Source organism: Paraburkholderia graminis (assembly GCF_003330785.1).
In the GTDB taxonomy this organism is placed as follows: domain Bacteria; phylum Pseudomonadota; class Gammaproteobacteria; order Burkholderiales; family Burkholderiaceae; genus Paraburkholderia; species Paraburkholderia graminis.
On sequence record NZ_CP024934.1, the window covers coordinates 2,555,811 to 2,576,427 of the forward strand.

16 protein-coding genes are annotated in these 20,617 nt (G+C 63.2%); 8 read left to right on the plus strand and 8 right to left on the minus strand.

Going from position 1 to position 20,617, the window contains the following annotated elements:
* The first annotated feature begins 19 nt into the window (after positions 1 to 19).
* The 4 genes from CUJ91_RS11330 to CUJ91_RS11345 all read left to right on the plus strand — a co-directional run bounded on the left by CUJ91_RS11330 (position 20) and on the right by CUJ91_RS11345 (position 5,893).
* Positions 20 to 1,027 (plus strand): DUF2515 family protein, encoded by a 1,008-nt coding sequence (locus tag CUJ91_RS11330; RefSeq protein WP_006051469.1) that lies wholly within the window; start codon positions 20 to 22, stop codon positions 1,025 to 1,027.
* 2 nt (positions 1,028 to 1,029) lie between these two features.
* Positions 1,030 to 1,653: a flagellar biosynthesis sigma factor gene (locus CUJ91_RS11335; RefSeq protein ID WP_114156226.1), complete on the plus strand. Its 624-nt coding sequence runs from the start codon at positions 1,030 to 1,032 to the stop codon at positions 1,651 to 1,653.
* A gap of 138 nt (positions 1,654 to 1,791) precedes the next feature.
* Positions 1,792 to 4,473: a DNA mismatch repair protein MutS gene (gene mutS, locus CUJ91_RS11340; RefSeq protein ID WP_114156227.1), complete on the plus strand. Its 2,682-nt coding sequence runs from the start codon at positions 1,792 to 1,794 to the stop codon at positions 4,471 to 4,473.
* Positions 4,460 to 5,893, plus strand: a complete 1,434-nt coding sequence (locus CUJ91_RS11345) for a hypothetical protein (RefSeq protein ID WP_244231009.1) — start codon at positions 4,460 to 4,462, stop codon at positions 5,891 to 5,893. Before mutS ends, CUJ91_RS11345 begins: the two co-directional genes overlap by 14 nt.
* On the opposite strand, the gene CUJ91_RS11350 is transcribed toward CUJ91_RS11345, so the two are convergent.
* Positions 5,873 to 6,418: an FKBP-type peptidyl-prolyl cis-trans isomerase gene (locus tag CUJ91_RS11350; protein ID WP_006051465.1), complete on the minus strand. Its 546-nt coding sequence runs from the start codon at positions 6,416 to 6,418 to the stop codon at positions 5,873 to 5,875. The genes CUJ91_RS11345 and CUJ91_RS11350 overlap by 21 nt on opposite strands.
* 32 nt (positions 6,419 to 6,450) lie before the next feature.
* Here CUJ91_RS11350 and CUJ91_RS11355 point away from each other — a divergent pair, with 32 nt between their 5' ends.
* Positions 6,451 to 7,701 carry a cupin domain-containing protein gene (locus CUJ91_RS11355; protein ID WP_114156229.1) on the plus strand — a complete coding sequence of 417 codons (1,251 nt, stop codon included), beginning with the start codon at positions 6,451 to 6,453 and terminating at the stop codon, positions 7,699 to 7,701.
* Positions 7,702 to 7,934: 233 nt separating this feature from the next.
* Complete coding sequence (locus CUJ91_RS34815; protein ID WP_081652994.1) at positions 7,935 to 8,195, plus strand: hypothetical protein; 261 nt, start codon at positions 7,935 to 7,937, stop codon at positions 8,193 to 8,195.
* Positions 8,196 to 8,364: 169 nt separating this feature from the next.
* Here the strand turns inward: CUJ91_RS34815 and yoaA are convergent, their stop codons facing one another.
* The 3 genes from yoaA to CUJ91_RS11380 all read right to left on the minus strand — a co-directional run bounded on the left by yoaA (position 8,365) and on the right by CUJ91_RS11380 (position 12,032).
* A complete protein-coding gene (yoaA, locus tag CUJ91_RS11370) occupies positions 8,365 to 10,641 on the minus strand; it encodes a DNA repair helicase YoaA (protein WP_114156718.1) in 2,277 nt (758 codons plus the stop codon).
* A gap of 64 nt (positions 10,642 to 10,705) precedes the next feature.
* A complete protein-coding gene (locus CUJ91_RS11375) occupies positions 10,706 to 10,924 on the minus strand; it encodes a DUF465 domain-containing protein (RefSeq protein ID WP_006051328.1) in 219 nt (72 codons plus the stop codon).
* A gap of 247 nt (positions 10,925 to 11,171) precedes the next feature.
* Positions 11,172 to 12,032 (minus strand): hypothetical protein, encoded by an 861-nt coding sequence (locus CUJ91_RS11380; RefSeq protein ID WP_114156719.1) that lies wholly within the window; start codon positions 12,030 to 12,032, stop codon positions 11,172 to 11,174.
* Here CUJ91_RS11380 and CUJ91_RS34000 point away from each other — a divergent pair.
* Both CUJ91_RS34000 and CUJ91_RS11385 read left to right on the plus strand, forming a co-directional pair.
* Positions 12,010 to 12,279 (plus strand): hypothetical protein, encoded by a 270-nt coding sequence (locus tag CUJ91_RS34000; RefSeq protein ID WP_153067628.1) that lies wholly within the window; start codon positions 12,010 to 12,012, stop codon positions 12,277 to 12,279. The two genes, CUJ91_RS11380 and CUJ91_RS34000, sit on opposite strands and share 23 nt — an antisense overlap.
* A gap of 142 nt (positions 12,280 to 12,421) precedes the next feature.
* Positions 12,422 to 14,773, plus strand: a complete 2,352-nt coding sequence (locus CUJ91_RS11385; protein ID WP_006051326.1) for a Tex family protein — start codon at positions 12,422 to 12,424, stop codon at positions 14,771 to 14,773.
* A gap of 139 nt (positions 14,774 to 14,912) precedes the next feature.
* Here CUJ91_RS11385 and CUJ91_RS11390 read toward each other — a convergent pair whose 3' ends face one another.
* From CUJ91_RS11390 to CUJ91_RS11405, 4 genes are all read right to left on the minus strand, one after another.
* Entirely contained in the window at positions 14,913 to 16,799 is a 1,887-nt protein-coding gene (locus CUJ91_RS11390) for a potassium transporter Kup (protein WP_029967434.1), read from the minus strand.
* 254 nt (positions 16,800 to 17,053) lie between these two features.
* Positions 17,054 to 17,644 (minus strand): phosphoribosyltransferase, encoded by a 591-nt coding sequence (locus CUJ91_RS11395; RefSeq protein WP_006051322.1) that lies wholly within the window; start codon positions 17,642 to 17,644, stop codon positions 17,054 to 17,056.
* 3 nt (positions 17,645 to 17,647) lie between these two features.
* On the minus strand, positions 17,648 to 18,994 hold the full coding sequence (locus CUJ91_RS11400; protein ID WP_006051321.1) for an adenylosuccinate synthase: 1,347 nt from the start codon (positions 18,992 to 18,994) through the stop codon (positions 17,648 to 17,650).
* A gap of 244 nt (positions 18,995 to 19,238) precedes the next feature.
* Positions 19,239 to 20,390 (minus strand): ATP phosphoribosyltransferase regulatory subunit, encoded by a 1,152-nt coding sequence (locus tag CUJ91_RS11405; protein ID WP_006051320.1) that lies wholly within the window; start codon positions 20,388 to 20,390, stop codon positions 19,239 to 19,241.
* Positions 20,391 to 20,617: the final 227 nt, after the last annotated feature.

The window sequence follows — 20,617 nt, forward strand, 5'->3', positions numbered from 1 at the left end:
GACAGCGAGAAAGAGCTCGATGGCGAAGTGCGAAAACCACCGTTGTCCGGTCTGTTACCCGAACTGGAGAGACGAGGAAGCGGCCGCAAAAAAGCAGTCGGAAGATGACCAGCAAGACTGCATCAACTGTTGGCGCTTCTACCAGAAAAAAGCGGAGGCCCTCGTTGCCATCGACGATCCCATCGCCCGCAATCGACGCATCAACGCCGCGTATGCGCAGTTGTGGCTAGACGATCACCGGTTCCAGTGGGCGGGGCTCGCGGCGTTTGCATCCAAACAGGTCGGGTGCGGCTTGCTCAACGCTGCGGAACTGATCGGCAAGTCAAATCGGGAGCGTAACGCTTACCAACAATGGGAAAGACAAAGCTCTCCGCTCGAACGGATCGCACCGTACGGATCGCCGCGCATGCCGATCCCGGATCAGGTGAACGGTACGGGCGCAGAAAAGGTATATCAGATGCTCGCAAAGGGAAACACGGCGCTATTTCTCGACGTCTGGCCTCTGCACATGTTTTACAGGAAGTTCGGGCTGCAGCGATTTCAGAAATGCCTGACCGAGCGCTCGGGTCTCCGCGGGTCGGTTATCTGGCCGATCGCAGACCGTGTTCTCTTCGCGGAAAGCAAACCCGAGGTGTTACTCGCGTTCCGGGCAATCGATGCAGGCAACCTCGCGGAGGGCGTCAGGCTGCTTGCCCGTCACGAACAGATCAATATCCTGCAACCGGCCATGTACACCGATCCGGCGTTCGCGGTGCTGATGCGCGCCAACCAGTTCGCGTGGGCGTGGCACATTCCGACCGGTTCCGCGCGCGAGATCCAGTTGGCATTTGCGAACCAATGCACACTGGCAGCAACCAGCGCGAAGAACGAACGTTTCAGCAACCAGGCTCTCGCCAACATCGCAGATCCCGATCAGCGCATGGCGTTCGTTATCCGCGCAGCCCAGCGGTTCGACGAGTTGTTACGCGACCCGATCGAAAAGCACTCGGTCGAAAACTCGCTGTATCTCATTGCGCACCCGAGGTGATCATGGTGCGCGGAACAATCAGGTGGTTCGGGTACGCGGCGTGCGCGCTGTTCGGCTCCGCTGTCGTTTGGGGCATATACGCGATGACAAGACCCGTCGACGAAGTCGTGCTGACGCTTGGTGAGTCTTATGAACACGTGCGGCAGCACTCGCGATCGACGCTGCCGGCTGCAACCGACGAGAAGTCCATCAACCTTTACGTAACGCGCCCCGCAATCTTCCGCTTCAGCGATTCGCAGTTCGGCTTCGTTACGCCGCCTGCCAGGTTCCTGAGTCTTTATGCGGATCAGCTTGGCAATGTGTCGCTTGTTACCCTATCGCCACAAATCGAAACACTGCCGCTTGACGCGTCGATCGCTATTCTCACGGACCTGCAAAAGCAGTTCCAGCGGGGGGGCTGGAAACCGTTCCAGTCTCGCGACAACCGCCCTATCGAAGACACTCAGGCAGCCCGAAATGCGATCCGGGCATGCACCGCCCCCACAACGCGCTGGCAAGCCGGTAACAAATATCAGGTTTCAGTCAATATCCGGTGCTTCGGCAGCAGAGGCCATCCAAACGACGAGCGCTATGTGATCACCTTGGACTTGAGTCCACCAGTGTTTGAAGATTCGCCTGCTCGTTGAACGAACGCTCTGCCAACAGCCACGCCATTCCCTAGCCGCACCCCTCGCAACCCGCATCGGCCATTCGGCCAGGGTCCGCTCGCGGCGTCGGCGGGTTAAACTCACGCCCTGAACAGCTAAAGCAGAAAGATACCGAGGATGGGCACTCAAACCGCAGCGGCCAGCGACGTCGCACAACATACCCCGATGATGCAGCAATACCTGCGCATCAAGGCGGAGCATCCGGGCACGCTCGTGTTCTACCGGATGGGCGACTTCTACGAACTCTTTTTCGACGACGCCGAAAAAGCCGCGCGTCTGCTCGACCTCACGCTCACGCAACGCGGCGCGTCGGCGGGCAATCCGATCAAGATGGCGGGCGTCCCGCATCACGCGGTCGAACAGTATCTGGCGAAGCTCGTGAAGCTCGGCGAATCGGTGGCGATTTGCGAGCAGATCGGCGACCCGGCCACGTCCAAAGGTCCTGTCGAACGCAAGGTCGTGCGCGTCGTCACGCCGGGCACGCTCACGGACGCCGCGCTGCTGTCCGACAAGAGCGACGTGTTCCTGCTGGCCATGTGCGTCGCGCACAATCGCCGCGGCGTCGCGACGAGCGTCGGCCTCGCGTGGCTGAATCTCGCGAGCGGCGCGTTGCGGCTCGCCGAAGTCGCGCCCGACCAGGTGGCCGCCGCGCTGGAACGCATCGACCCGGCGGAGATCCTGGTCGCCGACACGACGGCCGATTCCACGAGCTGGACGCCGCCTACGGGCGCTCGCGCGCTCACGCGCGTGCCCGGATGGCACTTCGACGTCGCCTCGGGCACGCAGCGCTTGTGCGATCAACTGGAAGTCGCGGGCCTCGACGGCTTCGGCGCGCATTCGCTCACCTGCGCGTGCGGCGCGGCCGGCGCGTTGCTGTTGTACGCGGCGGCCACGCAAGGCCAGCAACTGCGGCACGTGCGCAGTCTGAAGGTCGAGTACGAATCGGAATATATCGGCCTCGACCCCGCGACGCGGCGCAACCTGGAAATCACGCAGACTTTGCGCGGCACCGAATCGCCCACGCTGTGTTCGCTGCTCGACACCTGCTGCACGACGATGGGCAGCCGTTTGCTGCGTCACTGGCTGCATCATCCGCCGCGTGAATCGGCGGTTGCACGCGCGCGTCAGCAGGCTATCGGCGCGTTGCTCGACGCGCCCGCGGGCGCGGGCACGGACGTCGACTCGCTGCGCGGCGTACTGCGGCACATCTCGGACATCGAGCGGATCACCGGCCGTCTCGCGCTGCTGTCGGCACGCCCGCGCGATCTGTCGAGCTTGCGCGACACCTTCATCGCGCTGCCTGAACTGCGCGCGAGGCTCGCCGCCGTTTCGTCGAACGCGGAATCGCTTGCGCGCATCGACGCGTCGCTCGAGCCGCCGCAAGCGTGCGTCGAGTTGCTCACGCGCGCCATCGCACAAGAGCCGGCCGCGATGGTCCGCGACGGCGGCGTGATCGCGCGCGGCTACGACGCCGAACTCGACGAACTCAGAGATATTTCGGAGAACTGCGGACAGTTCCTAATCGATCTGGAAACGCGCGAACGCACGCGCACGGGCATCGGCAATCTGCGCGTGGAATACAACAAGGTGCACGGCTTCTATATCGAGGTCACGCGCGGCCAGACCGACAAGGTGCCGGACGATTATCGCCGCCGTCAGACGTTGAAGAACGCCGAGCGCTACATCACGCCGGAACTGAAGACGTTCGAGGACAAGGCGCTGTCCGCGCAGGAACGCGCGCTTGCCCGCGAGCGTTCGCTCTACGACTCGCTGCTGCAGGCGCTGTTGCCGTTTATTCCGGACTGCCAGCGCGTCGCGTCGGCGCTCGCCGAGCTCGATTTGCTCGCCGCTTTTGCCGAACGCGCTCGCGCGCTCGACTGGGTCGCGCCGAGTTTCTCGCCGGATGCGGGCATCGAGATCGAACAGGGACGGCATCCGGTTGTCGAGGCGCAGGTCGAGCAATTCATCGCCAACGACTGCACGCTCACGCCGGAGCGCAAGCTGCTGCTGATCACCGGCCCGAACATGGGCGGTAAATCGACCTTCATGCGCCAGACGGCGCTGATCGCGCTGCTCGCGTACGTCGGCAGCTACGTGCCTGCACGGCGTGCGGCATTCGGGCCGATCGACCGGATTTTCACGCGCATCGGCGCGGCGGACGATCTCGCCGGCGGCCGTTCGACCTTCATGGTCGAGATGACCGAAGCGGCCGCGATTCTTAACGACGCGACGCCGCAAAGCCTTGTGCTGATGGATGAAATCGGCCGCGGCACATCGACCTTCGACGGCCTCGCGCTCGCGTGGGCCATCGCGCGGCATCTGCTTGCGCATAACGGTTGCCATACGCTGTTCGCGACGCATTACTTCGAACTCACGCAGTTGCCGGCGGAATTCCCACAAGCGGCGAACGTGCATCTGTCGGCGGTGGAACACGGACATGGCATCGTGTTCCTGCACGCCGTCAACGAAGGTCCGGCGAACCAGAGCTACGGTTTGCAGGTCGCGCAACTGGCCGGCGTGCCGAACGCGGTGATTCGCGCGGCGCGCAAGCATCTTGCGTATCTCGAGCAGCAGTCCGCGGGGCAACCGGCGCCGCAGCTCGATCTGTTCGCGGCGCCGTCGCCGATGCTGCTTGAAGATGCGGACGACGAGCCGCAACCTGCTAACGCGTCGCCGGCTATGCAGGCGCTTGTCGAGCGTCTGCGCGGCATCGATCCGAACGATCTGCGGCCACGCGAGGCGCTCGATCTGCTGTATGAACTACACGAGTTGGCCGCTGCGCCGGATGCGGATCATTGAGGCACGCGGTCTTGCCGAGCGTCCGCGCGAATTCCGCGCGGGGTCGGCTATAGCTATGGCGCCGAGGGTAGCGAGCAGAGTTGGGCTGCGCGTTGCAGGTCTCGTATCCACACTCGCCTTCGCACTTCTGCTTCCCACACCGCGGGCTCATGCAGCCGCGCCGAATTACAGCTTCGCGGTCATCGCGAACACGATGCAAAGTCCCGCCGACGAGGCCCCGACCCAACGGCTCATCGACGCAATCGGCCGCGAACGCGACGTCTCTTTTATCGTCTACGACGGCAATCTGAAAGGCCCGAAAGAAGCCTGCCGCGATGCGCTGTATGAACGGCGCCACGCGGTGCTGGAAACGTCGCGGCCCGCGCTGTTTTTTATTCCAGGCCAGCACGATTGGGTCGATTGCGCGAGCGCCGAGGCAGGCGGCTTCGACCCGGTCGAACGGCTCGACCAGTTGCGCCAGACGCTTCTCGGCGATGCCAACTCGATGGGCCAGAACCCGCTTTCACTGACGCGAGAGAGCGAGGTATCGCGCTTTCGCCCGTATCGCGAGAATGTGCGTTGGCAGGTGGGCGACACGGTGTTCGTCGGGCTCAATGCGCCGAGCCCCAACAATCACTATCTGACCGCCGGCGGGCGCAACGGAGAATTCGAAGACCGCGTGATCGCCAACGCATTCTGGCTCGAACATGCCGGCGAATTTGCGAAGCGCCGTGACGCACGCGCGATCGTCGTGTTCATTCAGGGCGACCCCGACGCCGAGCGCTATGAACGGCCAGAGCGTTTCGCATGGCTGCGCTTCGGACGCAATCCGCGCCGCGACGGCTTCCTCGAGTTCAAGCGCAGCCTCGTAAAGCTCGCGCAGATCTTCCACGGGCCGGTGCTCGTCGTCCATTTCGACGACGAACACGCGAGCGCCGGCTTCGCGATCGACCAGCCGTTACGCAATGACAAAGGGAATCTGGTGACGAACCTCACGCGTATCGCGCTCGCGCCGCATGATCGTCTTAACCAGTGGATTCAGATTGATGCGGACTTCGGCAGAAAACCGCCGTTCCGCGTGACGGTGCGCGAGGTGCCGCGGCATATGCCGATGCCCACGACGCAGCCTGTGTTGCCGAGGGACGAGCCCGCCGCTTCGATGCCGGCGGTGCCGTCGCTCGGGCCGGCGTCCGACTTGCCGCCGCTTCTTCCTACGCCCGGCCAGTCACAACCGGACTCGCAGCAACTCGATCAGTTGCCGCGCATTCCGGCCGATCAGGGCGGCGGCGGATACGGACCCGCGACATCGACTCCGCCAGGGCAGCGGAGTGCGCCGGGAGCCTCCAGCGCTTCAGGCGCTTCAGGCACTTCAAGCGCTTCAGGTGCGGCCGGCTCAGGCGCTACCGGCTCGCAGCCGCACTCAGTGCAGCGTGGGCCCTGACTTGCCGCTCTCGTCGTCCGCGTCGTCGTCTTCGTCGAGCACTTCCAGGCCATCCGCGCCATGCGCATGCTCGTGCTGGATTTCGTCTTCGGTCGCGGGACGCACGTCTTTCACGGTCAACGCGAAACGCAGCGCCATGCCGGCGAGCGGATGGTTGCCGTCGAGCACGACCTTGTCTTCAGCGACGTCGGTCACCACGTAGACGAGCGAATCGAGGTCGTCATCGCCTTCTTCCGGCGTGCCTTCGAACTGCATGCCGACTTCGAGCGGTTCCGGAAAGCGATTGCGCGGTTCGATCTTCACGAGTTCCGGGTCGTACTCGCCGAATGCGTCTTGCGGCTCCAGCTGGATCTGGGTCTCGAAGCCGGCCTCGTGGCCGTCGAGCTCTTCCTCGATCTTGGGGAACGTGCCATCATAGCCGCCGTGCAGATAGACCATCGGCTCGTCGCTTTCTTCAATCAGATTGCCCTGCGCATCCGACAGCTTGTAAGCGACCGACACGACGGTGTTCTTTGCGATTTTCATTCGATTCTCCAGAATACAACTCACATTATACGATGCCCAAGCGGCCCACTGACCACCCGGCCGAAGCAGCTTCGGCACGCAATTCTTCACCGGCTGCAAAGCCGGCTTCCGCGATTTTCCCGCCCTCGCCCGACACGCCCACGCCGCTGCTCGGCAACCTCACGCCGTCGCAATTCATGCGCCGCTACTGGCAGAAAAAACCGTTATTGATCCGCCAGGCAATTCCCCACGTCGAAGCGCCGCTTTCGCGCGACGAGTTGTTCGAACTCGCGGACGAAGACGACGTCGAGGCGCGCCTCATCACGCACTTTCGCAATAAATGGCAACTCGAGCATGGCCCGTTCGCGCCTGACGAACTGCCGTCGCTGAAGCGGCGCGCGTGGACGCTGCTCGTGCAAGGCGTCGATCTGCACGACGACCGCGCGCGCGCCCTGCTCGACCGCTTCCGCTTCGTGCCAGACGCGCGCCTGGACGATCTTATGATCTCGTATGCGACCGACGGCGGCGGCGTGGGCCCGCACTTCGATTCCTACGATGTGTTTCTTTTGCAAGTAAAAGGCAAGCGGCGCTGGCGCATCAGCGCGCAGAAAGATCTGACGCTGCAGCCGGACTTGCCGTTGAAAGTTTTACAGAACTTTGAGGCAGAACAAGAGTGGGTGCTGGAGCCCGGCGACATGCTGTATCTGCCGCCGCATATCGCACACGACGGCGTCGCCGAGGGCGAATGCATGACCTGCTCGATCGGGTTTCGCGCGCCGTCGGCGGGCGAGCTGACGGCGCAGTTCCTTTACCATCTGGCCGAGCGCGGCGAAGAGAACGGCCGGACCGGCGCGCTTTACCGCGATCCCCAGCAGCCCGCCGTGGACCGGCCGGCGGAACTGCCGGCGGCGCTCGTCGAACGCGTTGGCGCAATCCTTGCTGAGGTCAGATGGAATGAGCAGGACATTGCGTCGTTCCTTGGCACGTATCTCAGCGAACCCAAGCCGAGTGTCGTCTTTGATCCGCCGCAAAGGCCGCTCAACGAAGCGCGTTTTATCAGTGAAGCATTGAAGTCCGGAGTGCGACTGGACCGCAAGACGAGTTTGTTGTACAACCGCCGCTTTTTCTTCATAAACGGAGAGAAATTTCCGTTTGACGGCTCGAAAAAGTGGCTCTTTGATCTCGCAGATCACCGATGTCTGAGTGCGAAACGCTTTGTAACACTCTCACACGATTCGTCGGTGACAGCACGGCTACACGAGTGGTATCGTGCGGGCTGGATACGGATGGGCGAGCTTGCCTAGCCTCGCGTGTCTGTTATACACAGTACAGTGAAATTTTGTATGAGAAAGACAACGTATTGACCCCGGATTTATGGATTGTCAGTACGAAAGTGCATATAATTTCCGCCCAAGCCGTAGGGAAGATTCCTGCTCGTCAAAAGAGCGTCTCCACCAGCGGCCGAAGTCGGTGTTGGAGCACATTACCGGTATTATTTTGCGCTGTTGCTTACCTTTAACCATAAAAGGACGTGATCATGAAGAAATCCCTCCTCGTAGCATCCCTGTTGGCAGCTGTGGCACTGGCTGCATGCAACAAGAGCAACGATCAGGCCGCTGCACCGGCTAGCGACGCAGCTGCCGCTTCGGCACCGGCTGCCGCTGCTTCGGATTCGGCTGCTGCTGCATCGGGTGCGGCTGCTGCTGCGAGCGACGCTGCTGCTTCGGCTTCGACCGCTGCTTCGGACGCAGGCGCTGCTGCTTCGGCTGCTGCTCCGGCTTCGGGCGCAAGCCAGTAAGCTGTCGCGTAGGGTTCGCCTTCGGGCGAAAACCGCATCGGGAAATCATCGCGATTTCCCGAGCGGTAAAGCGAAACGCCACGGACTCACATCCGTGGCGTTTTGTTATTTCAGCGCCGTTATTCCAGCGTCGTTTTCGCGGCGTGGAAATACGGCTATGCCATTTCGCCTATTGCGCGGCTTTGTCGTTCTCTTCAAAGAATTCGCGGACGACCTCGATTTCACGCGTGCGCTTAAACGGCGGCAGGCTTTGCCAGATCCGGCGCCCATAAGGTTTATCGACGAGACGCGTATCGCAGATCATCAGCACGCCGCGATCGGTTTCCGCGCGAATCAGCCGCCCTGCGCCCTGCTTGAGCGTAATGACAGCCTGCGGCAACTGATGAACCGCGAACGGGCTCAGACCTTTCTTCGTGAGCGCATCGAGCCGCGCTGACAGAACCGGATCGTCGGGCGGCGCAAACGGCAGCTTGTCGATCACGACGAGCGATAGCGCGTCGCCCCGCACGTCGACGCCTTCCCAGAAGCTCTGACTGCCGACAAGAATCGCGTTGCCGTACGCGCGAAAACGATCGAGCAATTCCGTGCGGCTCGCATCGCCCTGAACCAGCAGCGGATAGTTCCAGCCGCGCGCCTCGATCACATCGCGCAATTTCGCGGAGATGCGGTCCACGGCGCGCAACGTCGTGCACAACATGAAGACGCCGCCGCCCGAGGCTTCGATCGCCGGCAAGGCCGCGTCGAACACCGCGTCTGTGAACGTCGGCGACGACGGCTGCGGCAGATTGCGCGGCACATACAACAGCCCTTGCGACGGATAGTCGAACGGGCTCGGCAAGGTCATCGAACGTTTGGCGTTCAGGCCCATTTGCGCGGCGTAGTGCGTGAAGTCGCCGCGCACCGACAACGTAGCCGACGTAAAGATCCACGCGCGCGGCACGCCGGCGCGCTGCTTCGCGAAAATCGGCGCGACCGCGAGCGGCGTCTCATGCAACTGCACCGTGTGCGCGAAGACTTCGATCCAGCGCACTTTTTCGTTCGGATCGGCGCGCTCGTTTTTGGCTTCGGCGGAAGCGCTTCGATCCGTATCCGCAGTCTGACGTTCGAGTTCGGTAGGCGGAGTCGTCCAGCCGGCGAGCACGCCCTGCAACTCGCGCGCGCGGCGCAAACAGGCGCCGATCGACTCCGCGCGCTCGGCCTGTCCGGCGAGCGCGGACTCGAGTGCGTCGAGTTCCGCTTCGAGCGCTTCGAGCGCGGCGAACAGCGGGTGATCGTCGGGCAACTGACCGATCGACAAGCGCACCGAATCTTCCTTGAACGCAAGCCGCACGTCGCGCGCGGCACGCTCCAACGTCGAACCGAGCTTGACCCAGTCGACGGCGTCGCGGGCATGCCCCAAGCCCTCGGCCACCGAATCGCGCGCGAGTTCGAGAAACTGCGCGGTGGAAAGCGTCTCGCCGAAAAACAGCGTGGCCGTTTCGGGAAGCTGATGCGCCTCGTCGAAGATGACCGTATTGGCCGTGGGCAGCAGCTCGGCCATGCCGGTGTCGCGCAGCATGATGTCGGCGAAAAAGAGGTGGTGATTCACCACCACGATGTCGGCCTGCTGCGCCTCGCGGCGCGCCTGCATCACGAAGCAGTCCTTGTAATGCGGACACTCCTGGCCGAGACAGTTGTCCCGCGTCGACGTCACCATCGACCACACCGCCGCCGTTTCCGGCACGCTCGCGAGTTCGGCTTTGTCGCCGGTTCGCGTGATCTTCGCGAAGCGGACGATGTCCTGCAGATACGAGGTTTCCTGGCGCGACGGCAAGCGGCCGTTATCGGCCGTGCGCTGCAGATAGTAGTGACACAGATAGTTCGCGCGGCCCTTGAGCATGGCCACCGACACGGGCACCGCCAGTGCGTCGCGCACGGTCGGAATGTCGCGCTGAAAGAGCTGGTCCTGCAGGTGCTTGGTGCCCGTGGAGACGATCACCTTGCCGCCCCACAGCATGGCCGGCACCAAATACGCATAGGTCTTGCCCGTGCCCGTGCCGGCCTCGACGATCAGCGTGTTCTCGGCGCCGTCGAGCGCCTTCGCTCCGTCGGCTTCGACGGTCTCGCTTGCGGCATCCGCGCCGGCAGTTTGCAGACGCCGCGCCGGACGTTTTTGCGCCTCGAACATCGCGGGCTCGGGCATCGCGCGGCCCGATGCTTCCATGGCGGCAGCGACGGCGCGCGACATTTCGATTTGCGACGCCCGTGAGCGATAGCCGTCGATCTGCCGCGCCAGCAAACCGTTGTCGGCGAAGATGTCGTTCAGTTCCGCGGCGCGGCGAGGATCGAGCGATGCGCTCAGCGCCGGCGCGGCGGGACGCGGCGCAGGTGTGCCGGTGTCAGAGGCGCTGTCGGCGGCACTCGCGCGTGATGAAGTTTCAAGCGAAGTTTCAAGCGGTGAATTCAAGGCAAGCGTTTCCTGCAAAGTCCGGCTCGCGCGGCGCGCGCCCGGCGCCTGCCAGGCCGCGAACTCAGGCGCGTGCGTCCGGTTCGAGCTGCAATTGCAGCAAGATGATGGTGTCCTTGACTTTGAGTTTGCGCTTTTTCAGGCGCTGCAACTCGAAGTCGTCGATGCCGGGCTCATCCGATATTCGGTCGATCAAACGGTCGAGCCCACTATGCTCCGATTGCAGTTGCAGAATCCGGTCGCGAAGTGTGTCCGCGTTGATGACGTGATGTTGATCGCGCATGCTCGCCTCCGCTCGACTGTGACACGGGCTGCATGTTCGCGATGTTCAGCCCGTTGCCTGAGGTTGCTGTCCGGCTCAAAACGCGTTACGGCGACTGTCTGCACTACGGCGCGCGCTGGCTACTGCGTGCACTACTGCGATATTACAACCGCATGGCACCCACCGTGCGGATGGGTGCGATCCAGCACCATGCAAGCGCCATTCAACGCCATACGCATGTCACACGCACTGCGCACGGCGCGGCTCGCTACTGTTGCTGCTGTTGCTGTTTCTGCTGCTCTTCGAGTTGCTTCTGCTGCCTCAACTGTTCCTGGCGTTTCTGCTCGGCTTTTTCGGCGGCCTGCTTCTGGCGCGCTTCGACATCGGCCCGGTGCTGCGCGGCCTCGGCCTGTTTCTTTTCGAAGCTCTGCTGCTTCTCGACGCGCTCCTGCGCTTTCTGCGCGCCCTGCTTGCGAGCCTCGTCCAGCTTGCGCTGGAAGTCGCCCTGCTTCTGGTCGTAAGCCCGCTGATTGGCAGCCGCCTGCGACGGGCTGATGCCGCGCTTCGCCTGGTCGATTGCGTGCTGACGCTGCTTTTCCTCGTAGGCCTCGGCGTTGGCGCTGCGCTGCGGCGCCTCGGCACTGCGCTGCGCCTGGTCGAGCGCGTGCTGGCGCTGCTTGTCTTCGTAAGCCTGGGCGTTGCGCGCGTCTTCGGCGGCACGCTGCGGCGCGCTCGCCTCGTCTTGTGCGCGCTTGATCGCCGCCTGCTCGTCGCGCTTGCGCGCGCGCTCGGCGCGCTGCTCGCCGTCGAGTGCCAACTGCTCCTTGCGGATCTGCGCCTGAACCGTGCGCATCTGATCGCGCGCCTTGTTCAGACAGTGATTGACAAAGAACGTGCTGTAGCAGTCATGCTCGGCGACGCCATAGCGATAGTTGTTTTCCTCGGTGCGTTGATCCAGCGTTCTCTGCCGCGCGTCGAATTCGCTGTCCAGCGCTGCGGTGCTGCTTGCACCGTCGGCAGCGGCATTCGTGTCACCGCCGGCACTGCTACCCTGCACAGCCGATGCGGCCGCGGGCGTCACCGATTGCGCCGCAGCAGGCTCTGACATGGCCAGCGCCGCAGCCATCATGCACGCCGACACCGCGCAAGACGCCATCAACGTTCTGCTGGAAACCCACGCGAAAAGGTCGACACGACGCGACCCGGCTACACGCGAAGCAAACGGCCAGCGCGCGGCGAACAGCGGCAAATGTGGCAAGCGGGAAACCGGGCGCGAGCCCTGGCGGTTGAACAAAAAGGAGATTGGCAACGTGATTGGCAACGTCAGAGAGGGTCAACGGAACATGCCCGAAATTCTATCACCCCCGCGCGGTTGAGCCCTTTGGCATTTGTGGCAAAATGCCCCGCTCTAGCAAACTGGTCGCAGCGCGCACGCACTGCGTGCCCGGCGCCTCGTGTGTGTGCGAGGCGCCGCCGGCGCACGGCCCCTGACCGAGTCCGCAGGAAACCCAAGAGCTTATGACGGAAACCGTAGCACTCAAGATCGTACAGCGCATCGCCGCCGAACTGTCCGTCCAGCCGCGCCAGGTCGCGGCCGCGGTGCAACTTCTGGACGAAGGAGCGACCGTTCCGTTTATCGCGCGCTACCGCAAGGAAGTGACCGACAATCTCGACGACACGCAGTTGCGTAACCTCGAGGAACGCTTGCTGTATCTGCGCGAACTGGAAGACCGGCGTGCGGCGATCATCGCGAGCATCGACGAACAGGGCAAGCTCACCGACGAGCTGCGCACCGCGATCGAAGGCGCCGACAGCAAGCAGGTGCTCGAAGACCTTTATCTCCCGTATAAGCCGAAGCGCCGCACGCGCGCGCAGATCGCTCGCGAAGCCGGCCTGCAGCCGCTCGCCGATGCGCTGCTCGGCAATCCGCTGCTCGACCCGCAAACCGAAGCCGCCGCGTATGTCGACGCCGAGAAAGGCGTCGCCGACGTGAAGGCCGCGCTCGACGGCGCACGCGACATCCTCTCCGAACAATTCGGCGAAACGGCTGACCTGCTCGGCAAGCTGCGCGATTACATGTTCAATCAGGGCGTGGTGTCGTCGAAGGTGGTCGAAGGCAAAGAGAGCGCTGAAGAAGAAAAATTCCGCGATTACTACGACTACGCGGAAACCATCCGCACGGTGCCGTCGCATCGCGCGCTCGCGCTGTTCCGCGGCCGCAATGCCGGCGTGCTGATGATCAAGCTCGGCCTCGGCGAAGAACTGGACGCGCAGGTGCCGCATCCGGGCGAGACGCTGATCGCGCGTCATTTCGGCATTGCCAATCAAAACCGTCCGGCCGATAAATGGCTGTCGGACGTGTGCCGCTGGTGCTGGCGCGTGAAGGTGCAGCCGCACATCGAAAACGAACTGCTGACCAATCTGCGCGAGGAAGCCGAACACGAAGCGATCCGCGTGTTCGCGCGCAATCTGAAGGACCTGCTGCTGGCCGCGCCGGCGGGCCCGAAGGCCGTGATCGGTCTCGATCCTGGTATGCGCACCGGCGTGAAAGTCGCGGTGGTCGATCGGACGGGCAAGGTGCTCGCCACCGACGTGATCTACCCGCACGAGCCGCGCCGCGACTGGGACGGCTCCATCGCGAAACTGGCGCGCATCTGCGCGCAGACGCAGGCCGAGCTGATCAGTATCGGCAACGGCACGGCGTCGCGTGAAACGGACAAGCTCGCGAGCGAACTGATCGCGCGTCATCCCGAACTCAAGCTGCAAAAGATCGTCGTGTCGGAAGCGGGCGCGTCGGTCTACTCGGCGTCCGAACTCGCGGCAAAGGAATTCCCGGACATGGACGTGTCGCTGCGCGGCGCGGTGTCCATCGCGCGGCGTCTGCAAGACCCGCTCGCCGAACTCGTGAAGATCGAGCCGAAGGCAATCGGCGTCGGCCAATATCAGCACGACGTGAACCAGCGCGAACTCGCGCGCTCGCTCGACGCCGTGGTCGAAGACTGCGTGAACGCGGTCGGCGTGGATGCGAATACGGCGTCGGTCGCGTTGCTCGCGCGCGTGTCGGGGCTCAACGCCACGCTGGCTCGCAACATCGTCGACTATCGCGACGCGAACGGTCCGTTCCCTTCGCGCGAGCACTTGCGCAAGGTGCCGCGTCTCGGCGACAAAACCTTCGAACAGGCGGCCGGTTTTCTGCGCATCAACAACGGCGAAAATCCGCTCGACCGCTCGTCGGTGCACCCGGAAGCGTATCCGGTCGTCGAACGGATTCTCGCGAAGATCAACAAGCATGCCGGCGAAGTGCTCGGCAATCGCGACGCGCTGCGCGGCCTGTCGCCCGCCGAATTCGTCGACGATCGTTTCGGTCTGCCGACCGTGCGCGACATTCTGCTCGAACTCGAAAAGCCGGGCCGCGATCCGCGGCCTGAGTTCAAGACGGCGACGTTCCGCGAAGGCGTCGAGAAAGTCAGCGACCTGACGCCTGGCATGGTGCTCGAAGGCGTGGTGACGAACGTCGCGGCGTTTGGCGCGTTCATCGACGTCGGCGTGCACCAGGACGGTCTCGTGCACGTGTCCGCCATGTCGACGAAGTTCATCAAGGACCCGCACGAAGTCGTCAAGGCCGGCCAGATCGTCAAGGTCAAGGTGCTCGAAGTCGATGTGAAGCGCCAGCGTATCGCGCTGACCATGCGTCTGGACGACGAGTTCGGCGCGGCCGCAACGCGCAGTGGCGGCGGTGCGCAGCAGGATCGCGGCGGCTCCGGCCGTGCGGGCGGCGGCAATGGACGCGGCGCGCCGCAGCAGCGCTCGCGTGAACCGGAACCGGGTGGCGCAATGGCCGCGGCATTCGCGAAGCTCAAGCAGAAGTAAGGCGCCTGTGCGTTCGGTGTGCGAAGTGCTTATGCTGCGCCGCTGAATGCACGCCGTCTCTCACGGGGCTGCCAACAAAAAACCCACGCATTGCGTGGGTTTTTTTCGTTAGAGCTAATGCCGGCTACTGCGCCGTCCGTCAAATCTCGATCTTCGTTCCCAGCTCCACCACGCGATTCGCGGGAATACTAAAGAAGTCCGTCGGCTTCGCGGCGTTCTGATGCATCCACGCGAACACACGTTCGCGCCACACCGACATGCCGGGCAATTGCGTGGGCACGACCGTTTCGCGAGCGAGGAAGAACGACGTGTCCATCAACTCGAACGTCATGTCGTGCGTGCGGCCGATTTCCATGAGCACGGCCTTCACGTCCGGCGTTTCATTAAAGCCGTACGCGGCCTTGACGAGATACAAACCGCCGTCGATGTTCCTCACCGTCACACGCTCCGCGTCGTTCACATACGGAATGTCGCGCGTGATGAAGGTCAGGAAGATGGTGCGCTCATGCAGCACCTTGTTGTGCTTCAGATTGTGCAGCAGGCTGACGGGCACGAGCGTATCGCTGCCGGTCAGGTAGATCGCCGTACCCGACACGCGGTGCGGCGGATGCGCGAGCAGCCCTTGCAGGAACGGCATCAGCGGAATACCGTCGGCGGCCGTGCGTTCCTTGACGATCATTCGGCCCTTGAACCACGTCATCAGCAGGAAGAACAGCAAGGCGCCAATGCCGAGCGGCAGCCAGCCGCCCTCTTCCACCTTCAGCAGATTCGCGCCGAAAAATCCTAGGTCGATCGTGATGAAGACGGCGATGATCAGTCCAACCAGGAACTTGTTCCAGTTCCACACCTTCACCATCACGACGCATGCGAGGATCGTGGTGATGACCATTGTCGCCGTCACCGCGATGCCGTACGCGGCCGCGAGGTTATCGGAACTCTTGAACGCGATCACGATGCACAGAATGATGAAGAGCAGCATCCAGTTCACGACCGGCACATAAATCTGGCCGATAGCAAGCTCGGACGTATGCAGGATCTTCATGCGCGGCACGTAGCCGAGCTGAATCGCCTGGCTCGTCAACGAATACGCGCCCGAGATCACCGCCTGCGACGCGATCACCGTCGCCACCGTCGACAGCACGACGAGCGGCAGCAACGCCCACTGCGGCGCGAGCAGGAAGAACGGATTCTCGATCGCCTTCGCGTCGTGCATCAGCAGCGCGCCCTGGCCGAAATAGTTCAGCACCAGCGAAGGCATCACCAGCACGTACCAGCCCATGCGGATCGGCTTCGCGCCGAAGTGGCCCATATCCGCGTAGAGCGCCTCGGCGCCCGTCAGCACGAGCACGACCGAACCGAGCACGACATACGCTTGCAACACGTGCGCGGCCATGAAGGAGTACGCGTAATACGGGTTCAGCGCGCGGATCACAGTCGGCGATTGCACGATATGCCAGAGCCCGAGCACGGCGAGCACGACGAACCACACGACCATGATCGGACCGAACAGACGGCCGACGGTGGCGGTGCCGTGCCGCTGAATCCAGAACAGCAGGATCAGAATCACGATGGTGAGCGGCAACACCAGATGAGACAGATGAGGCGCCGCGATCTCGAGACCTTCGACGGCGGAAATCACCGAAATGGCGGGCGTAATCACCGCGTCGCCGTAAAACATGCAGGCGCCGAAAATGCCGAGCATCATCAGCAGGCCGGCCATTTTCGATTTCTCATCCAGCGAACGCAGCGCCAGCGCCATGAGCGCGAGCACGCCGCCCTCGCCGTTGTTGTCCGCGCGCATCACGAACAGCACGTACTTGATGCCGACGACGATCACGATGGCCCAGAACAGCAGCGAGATCACGCCCAGGATGGATTGATCGGTCAGCGGAATGCCATGCGACGGGCTGAACGCCTCTTTGAGCGCGTACAGCGGGCTCGTGCCGATATCGCCGAACACCACGCCGATCGCGGCGAGCGCGAGCGAAGGTAGTGGCTGTTTGTGCACGTGATTGTTATCTGTCATAAACGCGAGGAAATCCGTTTCCTGGGCGGAAAAAAGCGACCGCTATTCTAAACCGCCTGCCTGAGACCGCCCAGCTTATTGTGGACACACCACGTGGATGGTCCGCGCAGTGTAGCACTGCGATATGTGCGCGTCTGCTGCGTAACGTCTCGTGCGGCGAATGTCACTGCGCGCGGGCGAAGCGCCGCGCGTTGTTGCCAGCGCATAAAAAAACGGAGCCCTATGGGGCTCCGCTACGATGCGCTTTTGAGGCATCAATTTTCCGAGGACTCCTGCGCTTGCGCCATGCCGCGCTTGATCCACGCGCCGAGGTTGTGCGGGCGAACCGTATCCCACTCCTCGAACGGTTGATGAATCCACGGATTGGTCGGCAAGTACTGCACATGATAGTCGGGCTTCACTTTCGAGCAGCCCTTGTACCAGAGCACCGCCGAACGCACCGCCGTGATGGCCGGATAGCGTTCCTTCAGATGCTGCTGAACGCGTGCGAGCGTCACGCCGGAATCGACGAGGTCGTCGACGAGCAGCACGTTGCCGTGCAGTTCACCGCGCGTCATCGTGATGTATTGCGCGATGTCGAGTTCGCCCTGCTCCGTGCCGGCCGCTTCGCGATATGAACTGGTTGCGAGAATAGCCAGCGGCAAATCGTAGATGCGCGAAAGCTGGTCGCCCACGCGCAAACCGCCGCGCGCGAGGCACAGAATCTTGTCGAACTTCCAGCCCGATTCATGCACGGCGAGCGCCAGCAATTCGATCAGCCGGTGATACTCGTCCCAGCCGACCCACAGGTTTTTATCGTCGTTGCGCGGATCTTTCATCGCAATCATGGGGACACCTTGCACCATCGCTTAAGCCTTGAACGGATGACGAAGCAGAATGGTCTCGTCGCGATCCGGACCGGTCGACACCATGTCGATCGGAATGCCCGCCACTTCCTGCACGCGCGACAGATACGCACGCGCGTTCGCCGGCAGCTTGTCCCATTCCTTGATGCCGACGGTGCTTTCCTTCCAGCCCGCGAAGGTTTCGTACACCGGCACGCAACGCGCGACTTCCGACGAGCCACGCGGCAGCAGATCGACGTTCTTGCCGTCGACCGTATAGCCGACGCACAGCTTCACTTCGTCGAGGCCGTCGAGCACGTCGAGCTTCGTCATGCACAAGCCCGACACGCCGTTGATCTGGATCGAGCGGCGCAGCGCGGCGACGTCGAGCCAGCCGGTGCGGCGCGGACGGCCGGTGACCGAGCCGAATTCCTTGCCGACGGTGGCGAGTTCCAGGCCGATCGCTTCCTGGCGCGCGGCGTTGTCCGCGTCGTACAGTTCGCTCGGGAACGGGCCCGAGCCGACGCGCGTGCAGTACGCCTTGGTGATGCCGAGAATGTAGTTCAGCTTTTGCGGACCGACGCCCGCGCCCGCCGTTGCCGCGCCCGCGACGCAGTTGCTCGACGTGACGAACGGATAGGTGCCGTGGTCGATGTCGAGCAGCGTGCCTTGCGCGCCTTCGAACAGCAGATTGCTGCCGGCGGCGTTCGCGTCGTACAGACGGCGCGACACGTCCGTCACCATCGGCTTCAGACGGTCGGCGTAGCTCAGCATCGTGTCGAGCGTTTGCTGGAAGTCGACAGCGGCGACGCCCAGGTACTGCGTCAGCACGAAGTTGTGATAGTCGAGGTTTTCACGCAGACGTTCGGCGAAAGTCTCCGGCTCGAACAGGTCCTGCACGCGCAAGCCGCGGCGCGCCACCTTGTCTTCGTAAGCCGGGCCGATGCCGCGGCCGGTGGTGCCGATCTTGCTCGCGCCACGGCGCGCTTCGCGGCCCTGGTCGATGGCAATGTGATACGGCAGGATGAGCGTGGTGGCTTCGGAAATGAACAGGCGGTTCTGCACGTCGACGCCTGCGGCCTCGAGTTCGCCGATTTCCTTGAACAGCGCTTCCGGCGACAACACGACGCCATTGCCGATGTAGCACGCGACGCCGGCATGCATGATGCCCGACGGGATCAGGCGCAAGATGGTTTTCTTGCCGCCGATGATAAGCGTGTGGCCGGCATTGTGACCGCCCTGGAAGCGAACGACGCCTTGAGCGTGGTCCGTCAGCCAGTCGACGATTTTGCCCTTGCCTTCATCACCCCACTGGGTTCCCACGACGACGACGTTACGCCCGGGGTTCACATTCACTGCGCTGGCAGACATGTTGTTTCGTAAGCTGGTTAAAAACGTATTTTACCTATGTTCGCGGACGCTTCCGGAATTTTTCCGTTTCCGCTCAACGGCATGCACGTTATGGTGGGTATCGTGAAAGGAGCGCGGCCGGTGGTGGCCGACGTTGGCCAAGGGTAGCCAATAGCCGCGCGATGTCCGGCGACGCATGCGGAACAACTGCTGCGCGCCTCGATGTGTCCGCGAAAAAACCGTGAGCGACGCTATTAAAACGCGCTCACGAGCGCGGTTCGACGGTCCATGCGCCGTTGCGCTCGACCAACACGCGGTCGAACGCGAATTCGTCGAGATCGTGTTCGTGACCGGGCAGCGCCTGGATCACGACTTCACCGGCGTCGCGCAACGCGGCCACGCTCACGCGCAGCGCGTCGTCGTGTTGCCAGGGCGCGAGAATCGCGCTGCTGCGCGCTTCGACGGGCGAAATGCGCGCGACTTCGCGAAGATCGAGCGAGAAGCCTGTCGCCGCGCGCGCCCGGCCATACGCCTGGCCGACGTGGTCGTAACGGCCGCCGCGCGCAACCGCATTCGGCACGCCGTCGACATACGCCGAGAACATCACGCCGCTGTGATACGCGTAGCCGCGCAAATCCGCGAGGTCGATCATCACTTCGGCGCCTTCGACCTGGCTTGCGAGGAATGCGAGGTCGTCGAGCGCGCGTGCGATGGCCGGCGCATTCGGCAAACGCGCGCGCGCTTCTTCGAGCACCGACGCGTCGCCGTAAAGCGCAGGCAGCGCGCGCAATGCATCGCGCGTGACGGCCGAAAGATTCGCGGTCAATTCGACGAGCCTGGGCACGTCCTTGCCCGCCAGCGCGTCGTAAAGCGATTGGCCGAGTTCGGCGGCGGCCGGCTCCGCTTCGATCAACGCCGCGAGCACGCCCGCGTGACACAGGTCGAGGCGCACTTTGCCCAGGCCCGCGAGATGCAGCGCATCGAGCATCAGTTGCTGGATTTCAAGGTCGGCCTCGAGGCCCGCATGACCGTAAATTTCAGCGCCGATCTGAATCTGCTCGCGCGTCGCGTGCAGACCGCGCGGCCGCGTATGCGCGACATTCCCGGCGTAGCAAAGACGCGTGACGCCCTGACGGTTCAGCAGATGCGCGTCGATACGCGCGACCTGCGGCGTGATGTCGGCGCGCAGGCCGAGCGTGCGTCCGGACAACTGATCGACCAGCTTGAATGTGCGCAGGTTCAGATCGTGCCCGCCGCCCGTCAATAGCGACTCGATGTATTCGAGCAGCGGCGGCATGACCATCTCGTAGCCGTACGAGCGAAAACGGTCCAGCAGACGACGCCGCAATTCTTCGATCTTGCGGGCCTCCGACGGCAGCACGTCGGCAATGTTCTCGGGAAGTAACCAGGTCGACATCGATACAGTCCTACGACGTTGAACACGGCGGCACAGTGCGCCGGTAGTAAGTGTGAATGGCGGGCTCGGACTCGGGCTCGATTGCGGCGGCTTCGGCAGACGGCGGCGGAAGCGTACGGCTCATGCAGTCGCTACGCAGGAAGAGCGCCTGTCGAAACACGCGGCGGTCGATGCGGAAACATCGCGGGCTTGTTCACGCTGAGGCGTCGCGTGTCGCGCATCGCGCG